25 protein-coding genes and 1 pseudogene are annotated in these 23,680 nt (G+C 60.0%); 19 read left to right on the top strand and 7 right to left on the bottom strand.

All coding sequences use genetic code 11. From position 1 onward, the window contains the following. Positions 1 to 3: 3 nt before the first annotated feature. The 4 genes from CUJ84_RS27485 to CUJ84_RS38065 all read right to left on the bottom strand — a co-directional run bounded on the left by CUJ84_RS27485 (position 4) and on the right by CUJ84_RS38065 (position 3,366). Positions 4 to 648 (bottom strand): ABC transporter permease, encoded by a 645-nt coding sequence (locus CUJ84_RS27485; protein ID WP_105008800.1) that lies wholly within the window; start codon positions 646 to 648, stop codon positions 4 to 6. Further along, positions 638 to 1,765 carry an ABC transporter ATP-binding protein gene (locus tag CUJ84_RS27480; protein WP_105008799.1) on the bottom strand — a complete coding sequence of 376 codons (1,128 nt, stop codon included), beginning with the start codon at positions 1,763 to 1,765 and terminating at the stop codon, positions 638 to 640. The genes CUJ84_RS27485 and CUJ84_RS27480 overlap by 11 nt, the downstream gene beginning before the upstream one ends. 268 nt (positions 1,766 to 2,033) lie before the next feature. Further along, positions 2,034 to 2,744, bottom strand: a complete 711-nt coding sequence (locus CUJ84_RS27475; protein ID WP_105008798.1) for a UTRA domain-containing protein — start codon at positions 2,742 to 2,744, stop codon at positions 2,034 to 2,036. 427 nt (positions 2,745 to 3,171) lie between these two features. Further along, positions 3,172 to 3,366 (bottom strand): hypothetical protein, encoded by a 195-nt coding sequence (locus tag CUJ84_RS38065; protein ID WP_158686968.1) that lies wholly within the window; start codon positions 3,364 to 3,366, stop codon positions 3,172 to 3,174. 56 nt (positions 3,367 to 3,422) lie between these two features. On the opposite strand from CUJ84_RS38065, the gene CUJ84_RS27470 reads away from it, so the two are divergent. The 19 genes from CUJ84_RS27470 (at position 3,423) to CUJ84_RS27380 (ending at position 20,574) form a co-directional block, all read left to right on the top strand. Continuing rightward, positions 3,423 to 4,574, top strand: coding sequence for a transporter substrate-binding domain-containing protein (locus tag CUJ84_RS27470; RefSeq protein WP_105008797.1), 1,152 nt, complete (start codon positions 3,423 to 3,425; stop codon positions 4,572 to 4,574). Positions 4,575 to 4,586: 12 nt separating this feature from the next. Continuing rightward, positions 4,587 to 5,195: an ANTAR domain-containing response regulator gene (locus tag CUJ84_RS27465; protein ID WP_105008796.1), complete on the top strand. Its 609-nt coding sequence runs from the start codon at positions 4,587 to 4,589 to the stop codon at positions 5,193 to 5,195. Between the two features lie 246 nt (positions 5,196 to 5,441). Next, entirely contained in the window at positions 5,442 to 6,692 is a 1,251-nt protein-coding gene (locus CUJ84_RS27460; RefSeq protein ID WP_105009195.1) for a transporter substrate-binding domain-containing protein, read from the top strand. Between the two features lie 151 nt (positions 6,693 to 6,843). Continuing rightward, positions 6,844 to 7,737: an urea ABC transporter permease subunit UrtB gene (gene urtB, locus CUJ84_RS27455; protein ID WP_097622543.1), complete on the top strand. Its 894-nt coding sequence runs from the start codon at positions 6,844 to 6,846 to the stop codon at positions 7,735 to 7,737. A gap of 1 nt (position 7,738) precedes the next feature. Then, positions 7,739 to 8,878, top strand: a complete 1,140-nt coding sequence (gene urtC / locus CUJ84_RS27450; RefSeq protein ID WP_105008795.1) for an urea ABC transporter permease subunit UrtC — start codon at positions 7,739 to 7,741, stop codon at positions 8,876 to 8,878. 1 nt (position 8,879) lies between these two features. Next, positions 8,880 to 9,629 carry an urea ABC transporter ATP-binding protein UrtD gene (gene urtD / locus CUJ84_RS27445; protein WP_105008794.1) on the top strand — a complete coding sequence of 250 codons (750 nt, stop codon included), beginning with the start codon at positions 8,880 to 8,882 and terminating at the stop codon, positions 9,627 to 9,629. Further along, the gene (urtE, locus tag CUJ84_RS27440) at positions 9,629 to 10,324 is read left to right on the top strand and encodes an urea ABC transporter ATP-binding subunit UrtE (protein WP_105008793.1); all 696 of its coding nucleotides are present in this window, start codon (positions 9,629 to 9,631) and stop codon (positions 10,322 to 10,324) included. Before urtD ends, urtE begins: the two co-directional genes overlap by 1 nt. Positions 10,325 to 10,352: 28 nt before the next feature. Then, a complete protein-coding gene (locus CUJ84_RS27435; protein WP_199788836.1) occupies positions 10,353 to 12,104 on the top strand; it encodes a nitrilase-related carbon-nitrogen hydrolase in 1,752 nt (583 codons plus the stop codon). 12 nt (positions 12,105 to 12,116) lie between these two features. Further along, the gene (locus tag CUJ84_RS27430; protein WP_105008792.1) at positions 12,117 to 13,274 is read left to right on the top strand and encodes an iron-containing alcohol dehydrogenase; all 1,158 of its coding nucleotides are present in this window, start codon (positions 12,117 to 12,119) and stop codon (positions 13,272 to 13,274) included. Between the two features lie 100 nt (positions 13,275 to 13,374). After that, a complete protein-coding gene (locus tag CUJ84_RS27425) occupies positions 13,375 to 14,517 on the top strand; it encodes a hypothetical protein (RefSeq protein ID WP_105008791.1) in 1,143 nt (380 codons plus the stop codon). A 332-nt stretch (positions 14,518 to 14,849) separates the two neighbouring features. Next, on the top strand, positions 14,850 to 15,824 hold the full coding sequence (locus tag CUJ84_RS27420) for a CobW family GTP-binding protein (protein WP_105008790.1): 975 nt from the start codon (positions 14,850 to 14,852) through the stop codon (positions 15,822 to 15,824). 37 nt (positions 15,825 to 15,861) lie between these two features. Further along, positions 15,862 to 16,362 (top strand): DUF1097 domain-containing protein, encoded by a 501-nt coding sequence (locus CUJ84_RS27415; protein ID WP_105008789.1) that lies wholly within the window; start codon positions 15,862 to 15,864, stop codon positions 16,360 to 16,362. Positions 16,363 to 16,397: 35 nt separating this feature from the next. Next, the gene (nthB, locus tag CUJ84_RS27410; RefSeq protein WP_105008788.1) at positions 16,398 to 17,141 is read left to right on the top strand and encodes a nitrile hydratase subunit beta; all 744 of its coding nucleotides are present in this window, start codon (positions 16,398 to 16,400) and stop codon (positions 17,139 to 17,141) included. Positions 17,142 to 17,166: 25 nt separating this feature from the next. Continuing rightward, positions 17,167 to 17,784 (top strand): nitrile hydratase subunit alpha, encoded by a 618-nt coding sequence (gene nthA / locus CUJ84_RS27405; RefSeq protein ID WP_105008787.1) that lies wholly within the window; start codon positions 17,167 to 17,169, stop codon positions 17,782 to 17,784. Between the two features lie 10 nt (positions 17,785 to 17,794). Beyond that, entirely contained in the window at positions 17,795 to 18,121 is a 327-nt protein-coding gene (locus CUJ84_RS27400) for a nitrile hydratase accessory protein (RefSeq protein ID WP_105008786.1), read from the top strand. A gap of 163 nt (positions 18,122 to 18,284) precedes the next feature. Next, entirely contained in the window at positions 18,285 to 18,473 is a 189-nt protein-coding gene (locus tag CUJ84_RS27395) for a CbtB domain-containing protein (protein WP_105009193.1), read from the top strand. Positions 18,474 to 18,486: 13 nt separating this feature from the next. Further along, a complete protein-coding gene (locus tag CUJ84_RS27390) occupies positions 18,487 to 19,212 on the top strand; it encodes a CbtA family protein (protein ID WP_105008785.1) in 726 nt (241 codons plus the stop codon). A 1-nt stretch (position 19,213) separates the two neighbouring features. Then, a complete protein-coding gene (locus CUJ84_RS27385; RefSeq protein WP_105008784.1) occupies positions 19,214 to 19,477 on the top strand; it encodes a hypothetical protein in 264 nt (87 codons plus the stop codon). A gap of 71 nt (positions 19,478 to 19,548) precedes the next feature. Beyond that, positions 19,549 to 20,574 (top strand): GlxA family transcriptional regulator, encoded by a 1,026-nt coding sequence (locus CUJ84_RS27380; protein WP_105008783.1) that lies wholly within the window; start codon positions 19,549 to 19,551, stop codon positions 20,572 to 20,574. Positions 20,575 to 21,380: 806 nt separating this feature from the next. Here CUJ84_RS27380 and CUJ84_RS38060 read toward each other — a convergent pair. The 3 genes and pseudogenes from CUJ84_RS38060 to CUJ84_RS27365 form a co-directional block, all read right to left on the bottom strand. Then, positions 21,381 to 21,722: a hypothetical protein gene (locus CUJ84_RS38060; RefSeq protein WP_155256961.1), complete on the bottom strand. Its 342-nt coding sequence runs from the start codon at positions 21,720 to 21,722 to the stop codon at positions 21,381 to 21,383. 135 nt (positions 21,723 to 21,857) lie between these two features. Then, positions 21,858 to 22,382: pseudogene (locus CUJ84_RS27370) on the bottom strand (molecular chaperone HtpG); the annotation flags it as partial. A gap of 165 nt (positions 22,383 to 22,547) precedes the next feature. Continuing rightward, positions 22,548 to 23,528 carry an MBL fold metallo-hydrolase gene (locus tag CUJ84_RS27365; protein ID WP_105008782.1) on the bottom strand — a complete coding sequence of 327 codons (981 nt, stop codon included), beginning with the start codon at positions 23,526 to 23,528 and terminating at the stop codon, positions 22,548 to 22,550. Positions 23,529 to 23,680 lie beyond the last annotated feature (152 nt).

Below are 23,680 nucleotides of genomic sequence, written 5' to 3'. Positions count from 1 at the left end.
ACCTCATACCTTTCTCGGCCACCAGGGTGTCAGCCAACGATTGAGCACGATGACGAGACCGTCGAGGACAACGGCAAGCAGCAGGCAGAGCACGATGCCGGCGACCAGCGGCGTGACGAACCGAAGCTGAAGACCTTGCGTGAACAGCAGCCCGAGCTGCGGCGTCCCGATCAATGCCGCGACGGAAACGATACTGACATTGGAGACGAGCGCCACGCGCAGACCCGCGGCGATGACAGGCACGGCGATCGGCAGCTCGACCAGGAAAAACCGCTGTAAAGACCGATACCCCATGGCGGTCGCGGCCTGCAGCGTATCCGGGGGCACGGCGCCAAGGCCGTCGCTGACGGTGCGGACAAGCAGGGCAAGGGAGTAGACCGTCAGCGCCACGACCACGTTGAGCGGATCGAGGATCTTCGTGTGGAGCACCAGAGGCAGAAGAACGAAAAGCGCGAGCGACGGGATGGTGTAGAGCAGACCGGCAATGCCAAGGATCGCCGATTTGAACAGCCCGCTCTTATGCGCCAGCCATCCAAGCGGCAGCGAAAGGATGAGGGCGGCGATGACGGGAATGACGGAAAGACCGACATGCCACCAGAACAGGTTGGCAATGTTCCCGGACTCACGCAGCAGCCAGTCAAATCGCATGGTCCGCTCCCTTCACCGGAGCCGCCGGATCTTCAGATCCGTCGAGCAGCACAACCAGATCCGCAACCCCGACGGAGCCCATCAGCTGGCCCTTGTCGTCGACGACGACACCGCGGCGGCTGGGCGAGCTCAAAGCCGCGTCGAGAAGCTGTCGTAGCGAGCCGTCAGCCGAAGCGAGCGTGCCGCTGAGATTGAGGTCGCCCATCCGGATCGGCCCCTGCAGGTTTGCCGGTTCCGTCCAGCCAAGGGGCTCTCCGCGCTCGTTGGTGACAAGCAGCCACCGATCCTTGGTGGCACCTCGCGCTGCTTCCGGCGCATCGCCGAGGCGCACGGTCGGCTCGGTCTTGACAGCCAGCCGTCCATTGGCGCCGACGAAACCCAGGAAACGATAGCCTCGGTCGCGGCCGACGAAATTGGCGACGAAGGCATCGGCCGGTTTCGTCAGCAGCTCCTGCGGCGTCGCGATCTGCGCGAGCTCGCCGCCGACGCGCAGGACGGCGACCTGGTCGCCGAGCTTCAGCGCCTCGTCGATATCATGGGTGACCATGATGATGGTCTTGCCCATTTCTCGCTGAAGACGCAGGAACTCGTCCTGAAGCTGTGTGCGGACGATGGGATCGACCGCGCTGAAGGGCTCGTCCATCAGCATGAACTTGGGATTGGACGCCAAGGCGCGCGCCACGCCGACGCGCTGCTGCTGCCCTCCCGAAAGCTGCCAGGGGTAGCGATCCGCAAAGCCCTGCGAGAGACCGACACGCTCGAGCAGTTCCAGCGCAATCGCGCGAGCCTGCTTTTTCGGCGTGCCGTTCAGACGGGCGGTCGTCGCGACATTGTCGATGATCGTCCGGTGCGGGAAGAGGCCGGCATGCTGAATGACATAGCCGATCCGACGACGAAGCACCGCTTCGTCCATCCGCGATGTCGGCTCGTCGCCCAGCCGGATCGTTCCCGAGCTCGGAGCCACGAGACGATTGATCATGCGCAGCGATGTCGTCTTGCCGCATCCGGACGGCCCGACAAGCACCGTCAATTTACCGGTCGGCGCCGTGAACGACAGTTCGTTCACCGCAACAACATCGCCGTGATAGCGCTTCGTCACATTTTCGAAAGTGATCAACCTGGCTCACCATACCTATATGTACCTGTATATATAGGTTACATAAAAGTGAGGGGCGCGCAACCCGGCAAGACCAGTTTTTAGTCTTTATGCTGCATTGCACATTAAATGTGCGATTGGAGGATGGGGCCGTTTAAAGACGCGCCACAGGCTGGATCAAATGCGCTACCACGGACGCCAGGTCCCCCCAGTCGATGCACCGATCCTTGGATTTGGATGGCCAGTAGCGCTCATTCCAAGATCAAAGCTTCCGCCTTCGCGCCGGTCATCAGCGGCTATCTCGAGTGATGAAAGTATGGCGGGTCCCCGGATGGATGAAACGTGTGAATGTTGTGACATCATCACCGACCCAAGTCTTTCTCGTGACAACAAGGCAAGGATCGCTCTCGTTGAGTTCCAGAAGCTGTGCTTCTTTGGCGGTTGGAAGGACGGCCTGGATTTCGTTCTCCGTGCGCGTTGGAAGCGCGATCGACTGAAGATAATCTGTCGTGGAATAACTGGTGAAGTTCTGGCTGAGATAGCCGGGAGCGAAGCCAGGAGATACAAATCGGTCTTCTAGTTGCACCGGGCTGCCGTTTGCACAGTAGACGATAAGCGAGTGGAAGACGGGAACCCGAGCTCTTGTTCCCATTCGCTGCGCAATGTCGGGCGCGACACTTGTCTGCTCGACGGCGTGCACGCGAATCGACAGAACTTCTCCGCGGTTTCGTATGTCGTCCGCAATGTTGTGCAATAGCACGAAAGTAGACGAAGCCCTGGGCGGAGCAACAAACGTTCCAACGCCGGCAATCCTCTGCAGCACACCGCTGACGGTCAGCTCACGGAGCGCGCGATGGGCGGTCAATCGAGATGATCCCAACTCGGCGGCAAGCTGGTTTTCGCTTGGTATTTTCGCGCCGGGGCGGAATGTGCCATCCGCGATTCGTTCTAGCACATGGAGTTTGATTTGTTCGTATAAAGGCTGCGGCTGCGAGAGCATGCAATCTCCATGTAAAAATTCAAGGCGAGCGCTTACGCCAGCGAGTTCTTTTCTTTTTCGCTGACAATGCAAACTTATAGCACGTGAACTTGTATAGGCGATGGCTCTTCGAGAACGACCCAATGACGGCCGCCTCTCGATTGTTGAAGGCTATCCAGCAAAAGGAGTTGTATGAGCGCTTCCGTGTTGGGCGCGTCGAAGGGCACAACTGGCGAGGATGGAACGGTTCAGGATAGGTAGTGCCGGCTCAACGTGATTCGGTGCACGATTGGATATGACGTTCTTCAATCAGCGGAGCAAGGTAGATTGATTTCGATAGAAGCTGTCGGATCGGGCGCCACCGCCCGGTCGTCGAAACGATTGGAAGAGGCCGACCTCTCCGCGGTAAATTTCGTGGAGGCGTCATCGTTCCAGGCGACTGCATCGGTCATGCGTCGATCATGCCGACGATCACCTCCTGCAACACCAATACGCCGACGGCGATGATCGCGATGAAAGGTGCTGCGATGCTGCTTGAGGATGCACGCGAATAGCCATGCATGGCCTTTCGTTCGCTATTGTCTCCGGACACGGAAACTGACATCATAGTTTGGCAGGCTTCAACGGGCCGCTGATAATCCATGAGCAGGGTAGCTCTCGACCGGAAACGGGCGGGAGCTTTTTTATTTTTGGTGGGCGATTATGCATTCAGAAAACTGGCGGGTCGGTGTGCTGTTCTCCGAAACGGGTGTGACCGGAGCCGTGGAAAAAACCCAAAAGGCGGCGACCTTGCTGGCGATCGATGAGATCAACGCGGCGGGCGGCGTGCTCGGCCGGGCGATCGAACCCATCGCCTACGATCCGCAATCGACGCCCAATCTCTACAAGGAACTCGCGGTCAAGCTTTGCGACGAAGACCGGGTCCGGGTCGTTTTCGGTTGCCATATGTCGAGCACCCGCAAAGCCGTTCTGCCCGTCGTCGAGGCCCGTGATGCACTGCTGTTCTACCCGACGCTCTACGAGGGGTTCGAATACTCCCGTCACTGCATCTATACGGGTGCAGCCCCCAACCAGAACTCCGTCCAGCTCGTCGACTTCCTGGCCGAGCATTATGGAAAGCGGGTTTTCCTTGTGGGGTCGAACTACGTCTATCCTTATGAATCCAACCGGACGATCAGTGACCTGTTTCTTCAGGTGGGCGGAAAGGTGCTGGACGAGATGTATGTTCCCCTGAACCTCAAAACCGAGGACGTTGACAAGATCATCCGGCATATTCGCGCGGCAAAGCCGGATGTCATCTATTCGACGATTGTCGGCGACGGTATCATTCCCTTCTACACGGCGTTCAAGGAGGCCGGATTCGATGCGGCGACGATGCCGATCGCAAGCCAATCGACCAGCGAGGCGGACGTGATCCGTATGCGACCGGAGGTGGCCGAGGGGCATATTACCGCAGCCCCCTTCTTCGCCTCTCTGGATACACCCCGCGCCCGTGCCTTCGTCTCGGCTTACCAACGGCGATACGGCCTACAGATGCTGCCAACCGCGCCGGCCGAAGCGGCTTATTTCCAGGTTTATCTCTATGCGGCGGCTTTGCAGCGCGCCGGTGGCGACGGGCTTGAGCAGCTTCTGCCGGCTCTCTATGATGTCGAGTACGATGCACCGCAGGGTGCGGTGAAGATAGACCGGCTGACAAACCACACGCATCTGTGGCCAAGAGTGGCAAGGGTGAATCCACAGGGCAGCTACGACATCGTCTACGATCCGTCGCTCCGGGTGGCGCCAGACCCGTTCATGCGCGAATATCGCCCGGACTTGACGCAGACTTTCCCACATCGCGTTCAGGTTTGAGAAGGAGCGACGATGTCTTTCGCCCTTCTCAGAGATTTGCGGGATCTTAAGGTTCTGGTCATCCATCCCTGGACATCCGAAGGGGAGTTTCTGGTGGATCACCTGCGCCGTATCGGTTGTACGGTTAGTTGCCTCTGGCCAGTGCCAGCCGAGTTGCCGCACGGCACGGATGTCGTCTTCCTTGCGATGGAAGATGAGGCGCGACCGGAAATCGAACGCCTGCTGAAGTCTTTCCCCAATCCTGCCCCGACAATGCTTGCCATCGTCGGTTACGAAAACCCCTCGACGTTGCAGATCGTTCTGGAAAGCGGAGCACTCGCCATCGTCGAGAGACCGATCAAACCCTTTGGTCTGCTGACCAATCTCGCCATCGCCCGCAACCTCTGGCTGGAGCGGCAAAAGCTGGTCAAGGAAGCGCGCAAATACAAGCGCAAGGTACTGGGAGACCAGAAACTTGCCCGGGCCAAAGCCATTCTGATGGCCAATCGCGGCACCAGCGAGAATGAGGCGTATCGTGAAATGCGCGAGCAGGCGATGGCTCGGCGCGTGCCGATCGATGAAATTGCCAATTCGATTATCAGCGCCGAACAGCTCTTGCGCCCGTCGCAAAAACATGATTAGTTTTTCACGTGTTTCGAACAAAACACCTCCGACACATCCCTTCGTTTGACGAAGCCATGTGTCGCTGTTGCACGCGGCGCAGCCGTGATGCGGTGATGGCAAGGATGCCCGCAGGCTGTGACAAGCCTCGCGGGTTTTTTGTTGTCTGCTGACAGTGACGTCAGTCCTCTATCCATTTTTCGGCATGAAAGCCTCGCCGTTCGGCGGGCAATGCCGCGTGCGCCAATCAAAAAAAGGGGAACCAAGATGGTGTTCAACAGACGTGAATTTCTGAAAACCGCAGCCACCGCTTCCGCCGCACTCGCCCTGCCGGCTCTGGGAAGCCGGGCCTTTGCTGCCGATGCCATCAAGGTCGGCGCGCTCTACTCCCAGACGGGCGGGCTTTCTGTCGCCGAGAAGCTTCTGGCCAACGGTGTCATGATGGCGGTGGCCGAAATCAACGCGACCGGCGGCGTTCTCGGCCGCCAGGTCGAGGTGGTCGTCGAAGACGGGGCTTCCGATCCGAAGACCTTCAGCGAAAAAGCTTCGAAGCTGATCCTCAAGGACAAGATTTCCACCGTCTTCGGCTGCCACACGTCTGCCAGCCGCAAGGCCGTGCTGCCGATCTTCGAGCGACGCGGCGCGATGCTCTTCTACCAGACGCACTACGAAGGCTTCGAGTGCTCACGCAACGTCATCTATTCGGGCGCCGTTCCGAACCAGCAGCTCTCCAACTACATTCCCTGGATCGTCGAGAAACTGGGCAAGAAAAAATTCTTCATCGTCGGCTCGAACTATGTCTATCCGCGCGAAATGGCCAAGGTTTCCAAGAAGCTGATCGAGGCAGCCGGCGCCGAGTGGGTAGCGGACGAATATCTGGAACTTGGCCATTCGGAATGGGCCGTCATGGTCAGCAAGATCAAGGAATCCGGCGCCGACGTGGTTCTGTCCAACGTGGTCGGCGACTCCATCATCGCCTTCTACCGCGAGTTCAAGAACCAGGGGCTCTCGCAGGAGGTTCTGCCGATCTGCGCGACGGTCACCTCCGAAATCGAGATCGCGGCGATGGGCGCCGAATATGCGGCCGGAAGCTACACTTCCTTCCCCTATTTCATGTCGATCGACACACCGGCGAACAAGAGCTTCATCGATCGCTTCAGGACGTTCGTCAACGATCCGAAGGCCGTGACTTACCACTCTCTCGAAGCTGCTTATTTCCAGGTCTTCCTGTGGAAACAGGCCGTCGAAAAATCCGGAGATCTTTCGGCTGATGCGATCAGGTCCGGCATTCGCGGCCAGACATACGAAGCACCCGGCGGCAAGGTGACCACCGACCCCGACAACCTGCATTGCTGGCTGACGCCGCGCATCGGGCAATGGCAGGCGGACGGCCAGAGCAAGGTGGTGAACGCCTACCCGGCGCCGATCAAGCCCCTGCCCTATTCGGCCTATGGCGAGACGGAGAGCAATCTTTTCTGCACCAGCAACGGTCTCGACGCCGCAAAGCTCAAGGGCTGACCCCTCCCCGCGTCGTCCCGCCATCTATGGATGGCGGGATCATGTCTCGTTAAGGCGGGCCTCCCCTCTTCTTCCGCGAGCTGTCATCCTGGCTTCAGGATGGCCAAGGCGCAGCAGAGTTCGGCCCGCCCTTCTCACGAACGGTGGCGTTATGCTCGACATTCTCTTTATCGGCCTCAGTCTCGGCTCGATCCTTCTTTTGGTGGCGCTCGGCCTTGCCATCACCTACGGCGCCATGGGCGTCATCAACATGGCCCATGGCGAGATGGTCATGATCGGCGCCTATGTCGCCGTCCTCTCCGGCATCTGGCTGAAAGCAAGCCTTCTGCTTGCGATCCCGCTGGCCTTCGTCGTGACGGCCCTGCTCGGCCTGCTGATCGAGCGGGTGGTCGTCCGGCGGCTTTATGGCCGTCTGCTGGACACGCTTCTCGCCACCTGGGGGATCGCCATCCTCCTGCAGCAGGCCGTGCGGCTCGAATTCGGCCTGTCCTTTTTCGGCATTCATGTCGAAGGTCTTGGGGCAGGCCTGCAGAACGTCGCGGTGCCTGCCTACCTGCAGGGCACGTTCAGGCTCGCCGGCGCTGACATCAACGCCTACCGCACCTTCATCATTGCCGTTACCGTGGCGCTGACACTGGCGACATGGTTCATTCTCTACCGGACGGCGGCCGGCATGCAGGTTCGCGCCATCATCCGGAACCCGAAAATGGCGGCAGCCTGCGGCATCGACGTGAAACGCGTCAACGCCATGACATTTGCTTTCGGTTCCGGCCTTGCCGGCGTCGCCGGCGTCATGATGTCCGGCTTCAAGACGGTCTTTCCCGACATGGGCACGACGATGGTCGTCGACGGCTTCATGGTCGTCGTCACCGGCGGGGTCGGCAGCCTTTTCGGCACCATCCTGTCGTCAGGGCTGCTCGGCGAGATCAATGCGCTGGTAGCCATCGGCACCAACGACATCCTGGCGCGTGCCGTCGTGTTCGGGGTCGTCATTCTCGTCATTCTCGTCAAGCCCAGCGGGCTGTTCTCGTTCAAGGGGCGCTGAGATGAGCATTGAACGGAAATTCCAGGTCGCCGCCTATGTCCTCTTCATCGCTGTGATTTTTGCAGCGCCCGTTTTTGGCGACGAATTCTGGCTGAACCGCATTTCGAAATACCTGGTCTACGGCATGCTGGGCGTCGCCATCGCGCTCACATGGGGATATGCCGGTATTCTCAATCTCGGCCAGGGACTGTTTTTCGGTCTCGGCGCATACATGCTGGCCATGTCGCTGAAGCTGTCGAGCCTGACCAGTCTCCAACAGGGCTCCGACAAGCCGGTTCCTGATTTCATGCTCTGGAATGCCGAGCCCGGCGCGCCGACGGAGCTTTGCTGCATCAACAAGGGCTCCTTCCTCTGGCTTCCGTTTCAAAGCCAGTCGGTGGGGCTTGTGCTCGGCATCGCGCTTCCGGTGGTGATTGCCGGTGCACTCGGCATGCTGGTTTTCCGCAAGCGCATTTCCGGTGTTTTCGTCTCGATCATCACGCTGGCGCTCGTTCTGCTTGTCCGTCTCGTCATGGTCGATGCGCAACCGGTGACAAACGGGTTCAACGGCCTGACCGATCTTGGCTGGCTGACGATCGGCGGCATCGAATTCGATCCCTATAGCCGGGCGACCTATTATCTGTGTGCAGCATGCCTGTCGCTGACGCTCATCGGTGCCCGTCTCATCGTTGAAACCCGCGCGGGCATGATCCTGCAGGCGATCCGCGACGATCATGTGCGCGCCCGCTATCTCGGCTTCGATGTCTCGCTCTACCAGGTGTTCTTCTTCGTGATTTCGGCGGGGATCGCCGGCGTTGCCGGCATGCTCTACGTGGTCGTCGCAGAGTTTGCGTCTCCGACGTTCATGGACCTGTCCTTTTCCGTGACGATGGTGGTGTGGGCTGCCGTCGGCGGCCGCTCCTCCCTGCTTGGCGCCTGCATCGGCGCGATCCTGATCAACATGATCGAGGCTGAGGTCAGCGAAACCGAAGCGCTGGTCGAGGCGTGGAAAGCGATCATCGGTCTCATCTTCGTGCTGGTCGTTCTGTTCATGCCGCGTGGCCTCGGCGGCCTTGCGCATGATGTGCTGCGGCAGTTTATCCGCCGGCTCAAACCAGGCGCCGCATCTTCATCGTTGCAGCAACAAAGCGAGGCATTGTGATATGACCGCCATCGCATTGACCATCGATGGTCTCAGCGTCGATTTCGGCGGCTTCCGCGCCGTCAACAACGTCAGCATCACCGTCTTCGACGGCGAGCTTCGTGTGCTGCTTGGCGCAAACGGCGCCGGCAAGACGACCTTGATGGATCTGGTCAGCGGCAAGACCCACAGTACGCAGGGCAAGGTCTTCGTTTACGACACCGACATCACCAACTGGCCCGAACACCGCATCGCACGCGCCGGCATAGGCCGGAAATTCCAGATCCCCAGCGTCTTTCGCGACCTTACCGTGCGGCAGAATCTCGAGGTCGCCAATTGCCGCAATCCTTCGGTGCTCGCCAATCTTCGCTTCGGCTTCTCACGAGCGGAGGCAAACCGCGTCGACGACGTCCTTGCCCTCATCGGCCTCGATGCCGAGCACGGCATGACGGCCGCCTATTTGAGCCACGGCCAGACACAGTGGCTGGAGCTCGGCATGCTCATCGTTCAGGATCCCAAGGTGGTTCTGCTCGACGAGCCAACAGCCGGGATGACCCAGGCGGAAACCCGCAAGACGGCCCAGATCATCAACAATCTCAAAGGTCGCCATACGATTCTCGTCGTCGAACACGACATGGGGTTCGTTCGCGAAATCGCCGAGCGCATCACCGTTCTCCATCTCGGAGAGGTTCTGGCGGAAGGAAGCGTCGAAGATATCGAGCGCAATCCGAAAGTCCGTGAAGCCTATCTCGGTTCGAAAGGAATATCCTGATGCTGTCGTTGAAAGACGTGCACAGCTATTACGGCCGCAGCCATATCCTGCACGGCGTCACGCTCGAGATTCCGGCCGGCAAGGTGACGAGCATTCTCGGCCGCAACGGCACCGGCAAGACGACCCTGTTGAAAACCCTGATGGCATTGACCGACCGCATGACGGGCGAGATGCGTCTGCAAGGAAAGGACATGGCCGCGTCCCCAACGCATGAAAGGGCAAGGGCCGGTATTGCCTACGTCCCCCAGGGCAGGGAGATCATTCCCGATTTTACCATCCGCGAGAATATCCTGATGGGCGCCTTTGCCCGCTCCGATGGCAAACGCGAGATTCCTGCGCTGGTGCCAGAGCTTTTTCCGTACATGATGGCCAATCTCGATCGGCCGGGCGGCGTGCTTTCGGGCGGCCAGCAGCAGCAGCTCGCCATCGCCCGCGCGCTGGCCGCCAACCCCAAGGTGCTTCTTCTCGACGAACCGAACGAAGGCATTCAGCCATCCATCGTCGAGGAGATCGAAAAAATCATCATCCGGCTCAATCGCGAGATCGGCATGACGATCATCCTCGTTGAGCAGAACGTCGCATTTGCGCGGCACGCGTCTCACCAGTTCGCAATGCTGGAGAAGGGAGGCGTGGTCGCGGCCGGCGCCATCGACACGCTCTCCGACGCGCTTGTTCATCGGCATATGGCTGTCTGAAACAGACCGATATCCTTTCATAGAGACAATGGGAACAACCATGACATCGACACAAAGCTACACCGCGGCCACCATCCAGTTCGAACCGACCATGTTCGAAAAGGCGCGCAATATCAGCCGGCTGGCAGCCCTTTGCGAAGAGGCAGCGGAGGCAGGTGCACGCCTGATTGTTACTCCCGAAATGGGCACGACCGGCTATTGCTGGTTCGACAGGGCCGAGGTGAAACCTTTCGTCGAGACTATCCCCGGACCGACCACGGATGTTTTCCAGGCCATCGCCAGCAAACACCGCTGCTATATCGTCGTCGGCATGCCGGAAGTCGACCCGGCAAGCGAACTCTATTACAATACCGCCGTCCTCATCGGCCCAGACGGCGTCGTTGGCCGGCATCGCAAATCGCATCCCTATATCGCGGAGCCGAAATGGGCCGCCAACGGCGACATCGTCCACGAGGTCTTCGAAACGGAGATCGGCCGGATCGCGATGCTGGTCTGCATGGATCTGCACTTCTTCGAGACGGCGCGCCTGGAGGCTCTCGCGGGCGCCGACATCATCTGCCATATTTCCAACTGGCTGCAGGAGCGCACGCCGGCCCCCTATTGGATCAATCGCGCCTTCGAAAACGCCTGCTATGTCATCGAAAGCAACCGTTGGGGGCTGGAGAGAACCGTGCAGTTTTCCGGCGGAAGTTGCGTGATCGATCCCGACGGCAGGGTCGCCGCATCCATCGATACGGGCGACGGGATCGCCTATGGCACTATCGATCTCGCTCTTGCCCGCCGCCGCGAGGTCCTGTGCGAACCAGTGTTTGAGTCCCGCCGGCCCGAGCTCTACATGAACATGATGACCAACAGCTTCACCTGGAATCCGGGCGATTACTTCCGTCTCTATGGCTACCAGCCGATCCCGCGAGGACGCGCATCCCGCGCCGCCGTCGCCCAGTTCGCCCCCACCTCCGTCGTCGCCGACAATCTCGCCCGCATCGCCGATCTGGCAGCCGAGGCGAAGGCAACGACAGCACCGGATATTCTGGTTTTCCCGGAACTGTCGCTGACCGGACTGGAGGCCCCGCAAGGTCGGGCGGAACCGCTCTCGGGCCTGACGGTATCGACCTTCGTTCGCCTGGCGATGAAGCTCGGTTTCTATCTTGTCGCCGGATTTGCCGAAGAGGACGGGGACAAGGTCTACAACAGCGCTGTTCTCGCTGGCCCCGAGGGGCTCGTGGGCAGCTATCGCAAGACGCATCTCGGCATTGCCGACAGCTGGGCGACGGCCGGTGACGAATGGAAAGTCTACGATCTTGCCATCGGCCGCGTCGGCCTGGCGATCGGCCATGACGCGCTCTATCCGGAAGCCATCCGTTCGCTCGCGCTGATGGGATGCGACGTGGTCGCTTGCCCATCAGCCATAGCAGGCACTTTCACCGGCAGCCACAACGGCACGAAAATTCCGCATAACTATCCGATCCCCAAGGGCGCCGATCCCTATCACTGGCATGCGTTGCGCGTGCGCGGTGGCGAGAACAACCTCTATTTCGCCTTCGCCAACGTCTTGGATGCGGCGCGGGGATACCTGGGCAAAAGTGCGGTATTCGGGCCGGATTCCTTTGCCTTTCCGCGCCAGGAATCGGCAATCCTGGACGAGGACGGGATTGCGGCGGCAGCCGTCGACACCACCAATCTCGATACGCCGTATCCGACGAACATCGTCCGGCGAAAGGATCTTGTCGTCATGCGCCAGCCGCATCACTATCAGCCACTCGTCAAATGGCATCAGTGAGAGACCGGCAAGATGTACACATTCACATTCGCGACCGTCCCGCAGATCATCGCGGGACCGGGCTGCATCGCGAGGCTTTCGGAGCTGACGAAAACCCGACTTGGGCCCCGCGTCATGGTGATTTCGGACGAAGGGGTCGTCAAAGCGGGGCTCGTTCAGCCGGCCCTGGCAAGCCTTGCGGACGGCGGCGCTGAAGTATCGATCTTCACCAGCGTTGTCGCCGATCCGCCGGAAGCCATCATTCATGCGGCTATGGCGGAGGCGATCGGTTTCGGCGCCACGGGTGTACTTGGCATTGGCGGCGGCTCGTCGCTCGATGTGGCAAAACTTGTGGCTCTGCTCTGCAGAAGCGGCGAAGCACTCGAGGATATCTATGGAGTGGGCAAAGTAAGCGGGCAGCGCTTGCCGTTGGTGCTGGTGCCCACAACAGCAGGCACCGGCTCCGAAGTCACACCGATTTCCATTGTCACCACGGGCGCATACGAGAAAAAAGGCGTCGTATCGCCGGTGCTACTGCCGGATGCGGCACTTCTCGATGCGGAGTTGACCCTCGGCCTTCCTCCGGCCGTGACGGCCGCAACGGGGATTGACGCCATGGTGCACGCCATCGAGGCCTTTACCTCCGCGAGTGAAAACAACAATCCGGTTTCCCGGACCCTTGCCAAGGAGGCTCTTCGGCTACTCGGGGCAAATATCGAGATCGCCGTGATGAAAGGAACCGATCTGGCCGCCCGACAGGCGATGCTGCTCGGCGCGATGTTGGCCGGTCAGGCCTTTGCCAATTCGCCGGTCGCTGCCGTCCATGCTCTCGCCTACCCGATCGGTGGCCGCTATCACGTTGCGCACGGCCTTTCCAATAGTCTGGTCCTTCCGCATGTCCTGCGCTTCAACGCGACGGTGTGTGGTGATGCCTATGCGGAACTGGCACCTTGCCTCTTTCCTCACCTTGAGCCTGCCGGTCAGGCCGAACGGCTTTCCGGTTTCATCGAAGGATTGGCAATACTGCCCGTGCGCCTCAACCTGCCCATACGCCTGCGCGATGTCGGAATTCCCAAGGACGGGCTTCCCCTGCTAGCGGAAAGTGCGATGGAACAGATCCGCTTGCTGGTCAACAATCCGCGCACGGTGTCGCTGTCGGATGCCGCGAGGATCTACGAAGTCGCTTGGTAAAAAAGTGCCTCGTGCTGGGCGTCCTGCCTCTTTATTGCCAGCGGTTGCAAAGCCGCTGACCCTGTGGTTGCATGTCCGGACTTCTGAGGGGGAGCCATTCATGCTGCGAAGAGATTTCCTGCGACAGAGCGCGTTATTCGGAGCTGCGCTTTCGACAGGATGCACGAGTGACAATGCAACGCCGACCGCGCCCGGCAAGGGGCAGCCTCTTATCGACGCTCATTGTCATCTATTCAACGCTTCCGACCTACCCACCACCCGCTTCCTGCGGCAAGTTGTTTTCGAAAACTACCCTGAGCAGTCCTTCCATGTCATGGGGGTATGGGATCCCGACGCAATAGATGTCGCTATCGAATTGGCCTTGCGCCTCCTCGGAACCAACACAGCACCTGACGCTGATCAGGAAATCCGTGTGCTGACGAACAAGGTTCATCCGGAAAGAACTGCGGCAAATCGAGAGCAGGCGCGCCAGGCTGCCATCGAGGATATGGCAGGATTTCTCCTCGAGATTGACAGGCGCAGCCGCAACCGGGGTCCTGCGACCATGGGAACCGCTGGGGAGCATGATGCCGCTCCACCGGAAAGCGGAGAAACGAAGTTTCTGGACTTCGTCATCGGAGGCAAGCCTGGGACAGCACGCGCGAGCGCAGTTGCTCCCCTGACCATGAACGAAGCTCGGGCTGCAAGTGCGCGTGCTTTCGTCGACCTTGGCATGTTCAGCCGTTACCTCGAATGGTTCAGTCTATTCCGTCTTTATCGCCATGTTCTGGTGGATCAACTCGTCGCTGACGCACGCCGACAAGGATTTGAGCCAGTAATGTTAACGCCGCTTCTGGTCGACTACGACGAGTGGCTCTTCGAAGATGTGAGAACGCCTCTCGCCAAACAAATGGAGGTGATGGACTACATCTCCCGCAGATCAGGGGATCGGCCGGCAGTTCATGGTTATATCGGCTTCGACCCGCTGCGCGAAGTTGCCTTCCGTGCGAACATCAAGGGAACGGTAAGTTCGCTCGTGACCGCTAGGAGAGCTCTAACGGAGCACGGCTTCGTCGGCGTCAAATTGTATCCCCCATGGGCTTCCGTCCATCCGGCAACCACAAACCCTATCCGAAGCGCACTGAAAAAAGGCTTGGCTTCCGACCCGACAAGCAGCTCGACCAGGCTCTCGATTTTCCACCGCCCTGGACCCCGAATGACCGCCGCTCGGTCACATGACTACAACACGGCACCAACCGCCTAGGTACTTGCTCGTGGGCTTGACCGCGAGGGCGGATCTGCTTCGAGCCAAACTCGCCCATGATGGAAAAATGTTGCAATAAGATCAATTAATAGACGATCTGCACAATTATTGATCATCTCACAAAACGCCTATCATTTTGGCAGTTTTTGCAATTTCTTTGGCCGAATATGAGACGTCGGCCCTATTGCCTCCTTGCGGAATTACCATTGTAATTCCTCTCATCCGATCGAGACCTACGCAGCATCGGACCCGCAAACAGTAACATAGCCGCCTTCTCGCCTCGGTCAGCCGACTGGGACGGTAGGCGCGTCCGAACGCCGAGGGATGAGGCCATGACAAAGCTTGCGACGACAATTCTGACCGGGTTCCTCGGGGCCGGGAAGACCACGCTTCTCAATCACCTACTGACCTTGATCGGAAACGAGCGCGTGGCGGTGATCGTCAACGAGTACGGCGAGGTCGGCATCGACGGAAAGCTTGTCGTGCCGACGACCGACGAGATCATCGAGCTGAACAATGGCTGCATCTGCTGCACCGTGAGAGGCGATCTCATCTCCGCGATCGGCGAACTGCTGCGCTCCGGCCGGCCGATCGACCGCATCATCATCGAGACCTCGGGTCTTGCCGATCCGGCGCCCGTCATCCAGTCCTTCCTTCTCGACGAAACGCTCGCCGAACGGCTGCAGCTCGATGCGATCGTGACGGTTGTCGACGCCCGCCACGTGAAGCAGCAGCTTTCACAGGACGAGGCGATGGAGCAGATCAGCTTCGCAGACGTGCTGCTGCTCAACAAGATCGATCTGGAGAGTGCCGAGGATCTGGCCGCCACCGAGCAGCATCTGCGCGGGATCAATCCGCTCGCCCGGATCATCCGAACGAGCGATTGCAAGGTCGAACTCTCCGCGGTGCTCGACGTCGGTGCCTTCGATCTCAAGAACATCCTGGCGATCGATCCCGATATACTCAAGGACCTTGAACACGACCACGACCAGAGCATCGGCTGCGTGGCGATCCAGGAATTCGGTCCGCTCGATCCGGCGGCACTGAGCATCTGGCTCAATCGCCTGGTTCAGGAGATCGGCTCGGACCTTTTCCGCATGAAGGGCGTGCTGCACTTTCAAGGCGAACAGCGCCGCTATGTCTTTCACGGCGTGCACATGACACTCGAAGGACGCCCGGGGAAAGCCTGGGCACTTTCGGAAACGCGGCTTAACGAAATCGTTTTCATCGGTAGGAACCTCGACGAAGCGATGCTTCGCGACGGCTTCATGAGCTGCCTCAGCCAGCCCCGCGCGCTGGCGTCCTGATCCGCATCCGCCCAACCCTCAACAAGGAGACAGACCCATGCCCCCGCTCGTTGCCGCAATGATCAGCCTCGGTGTGCTCGGTGCCATCGACACCTATATCACCGCGACGATATTTCCCGTTCCCGTGTGGGTCACCTTCATCGCCTGGGCTTCGTTCTTCGCCTGCGGCGGTGGAAATCAGGGACTGGTCAAATCGATCGTCTCCAACTGGACCGGCATCGGAATCGCCTCGATCACCCTGCTGATCATCCAATATGGCCCGGCCCATCCGATCTTCGCCGCGATCCTGGTCGGCGCCGGCACGGCGGCAATGATCCTTGTCTCGGCCATCCCGATCCTGAGCTTTCCTCCGGCGATCGTCTTCGGCTTCGCTTCGCTCGTTGGCACCAGCGCGGCAACGGACACGACGATCGTCACCGCAGGTCTCAATCATCCGACCCTCGTCGCCATGGCGGCGATGCTGCTCGGCGGTGTCTTCGGCCTGATCTCGGAAATCGGAACCCATCTTCTGGCCGGCAAGAAATCCGCGACCGCCTGATCACCTCCGTCGTCACTTCATAAAGGAACGATCCGATGAAACTTCAGCACTATCTTGGGGGCCTCGAGGGGCTGGGTCCCGTGAGCACCGAAACGCGCATCTTTGTCGATGTCTGGGAGACCAGGATCTTCGGCATCCATACGGCGATGATGGCCCTTTCGCCGCAGCTTCCGCTTCCCGAGACGCCGTCGACATTCAAGACCATCTGGACCTGGGCGGATCTCAGGAAGGGGGCGGAGTCCCTCAATCCCTTCGATTACTTCAAGTTTCGCTATTACGAGAAGTGGCTCGGCGGGATATCGGGATACTTCGTCGACAACGGCTACATCACCGCCGAAGAGCTCGATGCGCTGACTGAGGAATATTACAACGAGCCGTCGAAGCCGCTGCCCGAAGCCGGCGATGAGGCGATCGACCAGCGCGTCGTGCAATATCTTGTCGAAGGCGACAGCCCCAAGCGCGACGTCGCCGTGACCTTCGAATTCAAGGTCGGCGATACGGTGGCGATCCGCAATGTGCCGACCGTCGAGCATACGAGGCTGCCCGGCTTTCTCCGCAACAAGTTCGGAACGATCGAGACCGTCTATGACGGCGCTTACACCTATCTTTGCGACACCGGCCCCGACGGCGTCGGCGCGGCGATGCCGGTCTACTGCGTTCGCTTCGAACCGAGCGACCTCTGGCCTGACAATGCCGAGGGGAACTTCAGCCTCTACGCCGATCTCTACGCACACTATGTCGAGGCACCGGAAGCCGCCGAAGCCTCGAAGGCCGCCTGAGCCGCTAGTCAAGGAGCGAACAACAATGATGGACCGTTTTCACTATCGCGAGGACCGGGAAGCCTACAGTGCCGCCCGCGTCAAAGCCCTGGAAGCCCTGCTGATCAAGAAGGGCGTGATCACCGACAAAACCGTCGATACCGTCCTCGATTTCTTCGAGACCAAGATGGGGCCGTTCAACGGCGCAAAGATCGTCGCGCGCGCCTGGGTCGACCCCAAGTTCAAGGACAGGCTCGTCGCCGACACGCCAAAGGCCATCGCCGAGCTTCAGTTGCCCGAAGGCATGGCGGGCGCCGAGGGCGAGCACATGCGCGCGGTGGCCAACGCCCCCGATGTCCATAACCTCATCATCTGCACGCTGTGCTCCTGCTATCCCTGGCCGGTGCTCGGCCTGCCGCCCTACTGGTACAAGGACCCGACCTTCCGCAGCCGCGCCGCCCGCGAGCCGCGCGCCGTGCTGACGGAGTTCGGGCTCGCGGTTCCCGATGCGGTCGAGATCAAGGTCTGGGATTCCAGCGCCCAGATCCGCTGGTTCGTCGTGCCGGAACGCCCGGCCGGCACGGATGGGCTTTCCGAAGCCGAACTCGAGGCCCTTGTCACCCCGGAAGCGATGATGGGTGTCGCCGTCGCCAGGGCAGCGTGAGGAGGGCGCCGTGCTGACGCAATTCGAGCATTTCGCCGTCACCGAGATGATGGGCAGCACCGACAATCCGCCGCGGGCGAACGGCTCGCTTTGCTTCGGCAGTGAGTGGGAGCGAAAGGCCTTCGGCATGGCGCTTGCGCTCGCTAAGGACGGCTTCTTCGAATGGGACGAGTTCCGGGACGAGCTGATCGGCGCGATCGGCGCCTGGGAGGCCGCCCACCCGGTCGATCGATCCTCCTGGAACTACTACGATCAGTTCGTGGCCGCCCTCGAAAAGGCCGTGGTGAAATCCGGCGTCATCGACGCAGACGAGATCAAGGCCGCCTTCGCGGCCTGATCAGCATGGAGCACCACGCGTCCACCAGGACGCGCCAATGCTCTATCACTTTGAATTGGCGCATAGTCCTTTCCGAAAACCGATTCCGATTTTCGGGGTTATGCGCTGGCCCTTCAGTCAACATGTTATCGGCGCCGAACGCGCCAAGTTGAAAGGTTTTCCGATGTCCACGCCCACTATCGTCTCATCCTCGGCACCTGTTGCCACGGCCTCCGCGACCAGGCTGCTTCAGTCGGCGATTGCCGCCTGCCTCGGCCTGATGATCGTCGGCTTTGTCGGCTTCTCGCATATCGAAGTCGTCCACAATGCTGCCCATGACACACGCCATGCCAACGCGTTTCCGTGCCACTGAGAGGAAAATGACAATGTCGCTGTTTCGCTCGATCGTCTTCACCGCGGTGCTCGTCGGCAGCATCGTTGGAACCGCTGTCACGACCGTCCAGTTCTTCGGCACGAGCCGGCTCATCGCCCAGGCCGAAGTTTATGAGAATGCGGGCGAGACAACGCAGCCGGCCGACATCGCAACCATCGTTCCCGCTGGGCACGATCATGCGGCGATGGCCGAACATGATCATGAAGAGGGAGGTTGGGAGCCTGCCGATGGTCTCGAGCGGACGGCCTTCACGCTGGCCGCCAATATTCTCACCGCCATCGGCTATGCGCTGGCGCTGACCGGGTTGATCTCGATGCGCGGCAAGGCGCTCGGCTGGCGTGAGGGGTTGATGTGGGGACTGGCAGGGTTTGTCTGCGTGATGATCGCGCCGATGCTGGGATTGCCGCCCGAACTGCCGGGCACGCCATCGGCGCCGCTTGCCGACCGGCAGGTCTGGTGGATAGCGACGGCCGCTGCGACGGCCTGCGGCCTTGCCCTGATCGCCTTTCACAGGAAGCCATGGACAGCGGTCGCTGCCATCGTGCTGATCGCTGCTCCGCATGTGATCGGTGCGCCGGCTGCGCCCGAGGGCCAGCATCCGCTCGCTCCCGAAGCGCTGGAGCATCAGTTCATCGCTGCCGCCGCCATGACCAGCCTCGTCTTCTGGGCGCTGCTTGGATCGCTGACGGGCACGTTCTTCCGGCGTTTCGAGGCATAGGGTGGAAGAGTTGCACCTCATATGGCGCGAGGATATCGACGCACTCCAGTTTGCCGCCGGCAATGGCGGCCAATGCTTCATCCACCGGCTTGCGCTGCGGACATTGCTCGGTCCCAGGCTTTCACCGGACGAATGCCTCACCTTCGCCAGGCAGAACGCCGCTGCCTTGCTCGGCGCCGCCCGGCAGAAGATCGAGGCGAGTGAGGCGCCGGCACATTGGAATTTCCATCTCGACAGCCGGCAGATCCGCCGCGGTCTTTCGTGAGCTGGCAGGCTAATTGCATGGTTTGAAGATGCGGGCATTTCCGGATCCGCATCGCAACAGGGGTCAAGGCAATGCGCATCGTTATTCTTTCCCCTCCCGGGGTCCAGTCTCTGGATATCGTCGGTCCCGCCGAGGTCTTCTGGGAAGCCGCCCGAAGGCTTGGCGATATGGACGCATACGACATACAGATCATGTCGACGGGAGCGCCGTCCGTGAGCGGAACGGGCCAGCTTCGGTTCCTGGCCGACCGGACGATCTTCGACCCGGACGAGCCGATCGACACGCTGCTTGTCGCCGGCGACCCATCATTCCAGACGATCGATTCGGACGTCATTGCATGGCTGCAGCGGCGGGTGCCAACGGTGCGGCGCTTCGGGTCGATCTGTACGGGCGTGTTCCTGCTCGCGGCGGCGGGGCTGCTCGAGGGAAAGAAGGTGACGACGCATTGGGAATGTGCTGACAAGTTCGCCAGAGACTTTCCGGCGATCGATCTCGATCCCGACGCGATCTATATTCGCGACGGCGCGCTCATCACGGCGGCGGGCGTCACCTCGGGCATCGATCTGGCGCTCTCGCTGGTCGAAGAGGATCACGGGCGCGACATTGCGATGATCGTCGCCCGCTACATGGTGATGTTCATGAAGCGTCCCGGAGGACAATCGCAGTTCAGCGCCCACCTCGTCGGCCAGATGTCGGAAACGACGCTGATCCAGAAGGCGCAGGAATATGTGCTAGCAAATCTCGGCGCTCCGCTCGCCGTCGATGATCTTGCGCAGAAGATCGGCATGAGCAAACGCAATTTTGCCCGAGTATTTCGCCGTGAGCTCGGCATGACACCGGCTGATTTCGTCACGGCAGCGCGAACCGACGCTGCCCGCCGTCTGCTGGAGGATACCGCCCAGCCGCTGCAGAAGATCGCCGCCATGTGCGGCTTTACCGACGTCAATGCGATGCGCCGCGCCTTTACGCGAACGATCGGAGTGAGCCCTAACCACTATCGCGGCCGCTTTCAACGTTCCGCGCCTGCCGGTCTCGAACGATCCAAGTATTTGGTTTATGAGACCCGTCAGGCGCGCCGACAGGAGCTGCGATTGTAATGGACGTTCATGCCCTGATCCCCGAAAACTGGAGGGAAATTCGGACTCAGGTCAGAGGAAAATCCCGGCGGAGCGATCCCATCGTAAGATACCTCAGTGATCTTGCATCCGAAACTTACATAAGCGAGACCAATCATCGTCGGCGTTTAAAACGAACTGTGCCTTCGATGCGCAGCGGCCTGCCAAAACGTAGCTCTTGAAGGGGATCGAACAATCGACTGGTCAATTGCGTAGCCGATATGCTGGCGAAACACGACCTAGCCTGACAACGTTCCCGGTTAAGGAATGTTGGGATCGCGGCAGGCCGAGAGGTCCAGCGACCTCACCGATAAACACGCTTCTTATAAAACGTTTGCTGGATTCTCCCGAATCCCGTTTTGGGTGCCAACTTGTCAAGCCACATACCTAATCGGTTTGCCTGGATGGCTTGATCGGGCGCTTTCGTTGGTCGCATAGACGCCCACGATATTGGAAATCGAATGTTCTGTTATGCTATAACATAACGCATAACCACATTTATGGAACTCATGTCATTCGTGGCGGTGATTGATGCTTCGTGTCAGCACAGGGCGTCCGCGACTCGAAGCGAAATCTCCCGGACACCCAGACGCCGTAGGCTGGCGAACTGGCGCCCAGCCGTCCGGCGGACACGGCACGTTTCGACTTCCTATGTGACGGGATTCTCATCGAGGCGTGCCCGCGGCGGCCGTCGCCCTATCTGGCTATTAGAAGGGCACTGAAACAATGCGAGCGCCGGCCTCCAAGCGCAACAGTTTAATAAGACTCTGCTAACTTACGCTTAAGTTTTAGTTAAAATGCGATTCACTGTGTTTGCAGATGATGAGCGACGTTTTCGGCAGCTGACGCGTTAACACGAGATGCAACAGATTTACCGCCAATGGCAGCTCTCCTCCCAGAACGCGACGAGCTACCGCGCCAAATTCATCCTGGCGACGGAGATCCTGAAATCCGATATGTCTTCTCGTGAAATCCGCCGAGCTGCCCGCCGTGTCGTTCGTGCGCTTGAAGCCGTCATCGATCTTCCTATTGCCGGCGCTGATGTACTGAGGACGGCGCGGGAGCACTTTGGAGCATTGACAGAACTCCTCGCAGCCATCGAACCCCAGCCAGCCGGTGATGATGCGCATTGTCCCGAGCCGCGAGGGCCGCGACAGCAAGCTAATGTAACCCTTAGCCATAGGGGCCGGGAAGGCTCGGCTCCTGACATGGAGCCGAGCGAGATCGCCACGTCGAGTGGTAAGCAAAGTGTGAACAGGCTAACCCTACGACCGAACTGACCTCTCGAAAACCCTCGCCAGCCGTTGCGCGATTTCTCGGGGATCTTGTGGCCGTTCGCCGTCGAGGATGCGCGTTTGGTCGAGCAATAGGAACGTTGCGTCCTCTTGATAAGAGGCATCGTCCTCTACGGCCGCGATGGCTTTAATCACGGGATGCGCCAAGTTGATTTCGAGGATCGGTTTGGTGGCTCCCTGGAGACGACCTGCGTTTTGCAGGATCTTTTCCATCTGCCTGTCGTAGCCGTCCACCGGCGCAACTAGGCAGACCGCGCTCTCTGTCAAGCGGTCGGGATGCCCGAACATAGGCGCCTTGACGGCCGGTTTTTCTCTTGCGAAGCCAATAAATGTCGCCAAACCGGCGCTGTCCTGCTCCGGCGGCGTTTGATTGTCGGGCCTTGGATATTGCGCCAGATCCACAGTTCCCTGCGTGATCGATTTGAACGCCTTTCCTTCGAATTCCGGCGCGTTCACCACCCAGAAGCTATCGACCGAGTCAGTTAGCAGCAGGACACCCGATCGAGCATGACAAGCCGCTTCAGATAGAAGAGCACCAGCTCGCCCCAATGCCCGAGGATTACATGGAGGTTCGGATAGGCGCACCGCCCCGGTTCGTTCACTGGCCTGGCAAGGCTCAAGCCTTTGAATCCAATCGGGGGCGGCACGTTTCGTCAGGCTCTATTGGCCGGCGCGGTTGCGATATTCGACCGGATGCCAGGAGAACGAGTCCGGGCCTTCAGCACGAATGTAGCCGACGCCAGGGAAGGGAAGATGCGGCGCGGCGACGAGTTCGCGTCGCGCGGCAAAATCTGAGAAGGTTTCCTTCCGCACGGCCGCGGCGTCCCGTGGATTGACGTCGTAGACGATTGTTACATTCGGATCGGGAAACTGGACCGCTGCGACATGGATCACATCACCGATGAAAGTCATGGATCGGCCCTTGCTCGTGACGGTGAAGAAGGCGCTGCCTGGCGTGTGGCCTGGATGTAAGGAGGTCGCGATGCCGGGCAAGATCGTGTCGCCGTCGCCGAATGTCTTCGCCTTCCCCAGCTTTTCATAGACACCAATCGTCTTGGCCGCCTCGTCGAAATACTGATCCGCATAGCCTGTCTTCCGGGCATTGGAGGGATCGAGGAAGAATTTCAGGTCCGGAGCGCTCACATGGACCGTGGCGTTGGGGAATGCGGGTCGACCGTTGCGCACCAGGCCGCCCGTATGGTCCGTGTGAATATGCGTGATGAGAACGTCCGTCACGTCACCGGCCTTCACGCCGACGCCGGAAAGGCTGTCGAGGAGCTTGCCGCCATTCCCCGGTCCGAAGAGGTCGCCGGAGCCGGTGTCGACAAGGATGGTGCGCGTCCCGTCCTGGATCAGAAAGGCGTTGATCGATGCCTCGACGGGGTTTGCGAGGAATTCCTTGTCGAGGAGATCGTCGGTATGGGCGTGGGATGTTCCGATCAGGAGCTTATAGAGATCCTGCGGGACGGTGCCATCCGAAAGGGCTGTGATCCGCAAATCACCAAAAGGAAAGGAGTAGCCGTCGGTGACCTGCTGGTAGCTCGCCGTCGCCGGTGCGTTGTCGACTGCGAAGGCGGGTGCAGAACCCGCGGTCAGAAGGACCACGGCGGTCGAGAAGAGTAGGGTTCTTGCAGTTGTCATGTTCTTTCATTCCTGCTTTTTTGGACGTTGAAACCCGTCGCCGGACAGATGGCGGCGAGGAGCGACAAAGAGTGAGCGAGTGGCCTGGAATGCGCGCCGGAAACGTCAGTGGCGAGAAGACAAGCTGGCTTGCGACCGCTCATCTGATGCTT

Origin of the sequence: Rhizobium leguminosarum, from assembly GCF_002953715.1 — a bacterium.
Taxonomy (GTDB): domain Bacteria; phylum Pseudomonadota; class Alphaproteobacteria; order Rhizobiales; family Rhizobiaceae; genus Rhizobium; species Rhizobium leguminosarum_V.
The sequence above is the reverse complement of the archived record's forward strand: the minus strand, read 5'-3'. Positions and strand labels throughout refer to the sequence as shown.

Excerpts from the sequence above, each read along its gene's own strand:
- CUJ84_RS27395 (WP_105009193.1), top strand. The coding sequence starts at position 18,285 with ATGTCCACGCCCACTATCGTCTCATCCTCGGCACCTGTTGCCACGGCC.
- urtD (WP_105008794.1), top strand. The coding sequence starts at position 8,880 with ATGACCGCCATCGCATTGACCATCGATGGTCTCAGCGTCGATTTCGGC.
- CUJ84_RS27435 (WP_199788836.1), top strand. The coding sequence starts at position 10,353 with ATGGGAACAACCATGACATCGACACAAAGCTACACCGCGGCCACCATC.
- CUJ84_RS38060 (WP_155256961.1), bottom strand. The coding sequence starts at position 21,722 with ATGCGCATCATCACCGGCTGGCTGGGGTTCGATGGCTGCGAGGAGTTC.
- CUJ84_RS27465 (WP_105008796.1), top strand. The coding sequence starts at position 4,587 with ATGTCTTTCGCCCTTCTCAGAGATTTGCGGGATCTTAAGGTTCTGGTC.
- CUJ84_RS27420 (WP_105008790.1), top strand. The coding sequence starts at position 14,850 with ATGACAAAGCTTGCGACGACAATTCTGACCGGGTTCCTCGGGGCCGGG.
- urtB (WP_097622543.1), top strand. The coding sequence starts at position 6,844 with ATGCTCGACATTCTCTTTATCGGCCTCAGTCTCGGCTCGATCCTTCTT.
- CUJ84_RS38065 (WP_158686968.1), bottom strand. The coding sequence starts at position 3,366 with ATGGATTATCAGCGGCCCGTTGAAGCCTGCCAAACTATGATGTCAGTT.
- CUJ84_RS27380 (WP_105008783.1), top strand. The coding sequence starts at position 19,549 with ATGCGCATCGTTATTCTTTCCCCTCCCGGGGTCCAGTCTCTGGATATC.
- nthB (WP_105008788.1), top strand. The coding sequence starts at position 16,398 with ATGAAACTTCAGCACTATCTTGGGGGCCTCGAGGGGCTGGGTCCCGTG.
- urtE (WP_105008793.1), top strand. The coding sequence starts at position 9,629 with ATGCTGTCGTTGAAAGACGTGCACAGCTATTACGGCCGCAGCCATATC.
- CUJ84_RS27460 (WP_105009195.1), top strand. The coding sequence starts at position 5,442 with ATGGTGTTCAACAGACGTGAATTTCTGAAAACCGCAGCCACCGCTTCC.
- CUJ84_RS27430 (WP_105008792.1), top strand. The coding sequence starts at position 12,117 with ATGTACACATTCACATTCGCGACCGTCCCGCAGATCATCGCGGGACCG.
- nthA (WP_105008787.1), top strand. The coding sequence starts at position 17,167 with ATGATGGACCGTTTTCACTATCGCGAGGACCGGGAAGCCTACAGTGCC.
- CUJ84_RS27475 (WP_105008798.1), bottom strand. The coding sequence starts at position 2,744 with ATGCTCTCGCAGCCGCAGCCTTTATACGAACAAATCAAACTCCATGTG.
- CUJ84_RS27425 (WP_105008791.1), top strand. The coding sequence starts at position 13,375 with ATGCTGCGAAGAGATTTCCTGCGACAGAGCGCGTTATTCGGAGCTGCG.
- CUJ84_RS27485 (WP_105008800.1), bottom strand. The coding sequence starts at position 648 with ATGCGATTTGACTGGCTGCTGCGTGAGTCCGGGAACATTGCCAACCTG.
- CUJ84_RS27365 (WP_105008782.1), bottom strand. The coding sequence starts at position 23,528 with ATGACAACTGCAAGAACCCTACTCTTCTCGACCGCCGTGGTCCTTCTG.
- CUJ84_RS27415 (WP_105008789.1), top strand. The coding sequence starts at position 15,862 with ATGCCCCCGCTCGTTGCCGCAATGATCAGCCTCGGTGTGCTCGGTGCC.
- CUJ84_RS27390 (WP_105008785.1), top strand. The coding sequence starts at position 18,487 with ATGTCGCTGTTTCGCTCGATCGTCTTCACCGCGGTGCTCGTCGGCAGC.
- urtC (WP_105008795.1), top strand. The coding sequence starts at position 7,739 with ATGAGCATTGAACGGAAATTCCAGGTCGCCGCCTATGTCCTCTTCATC.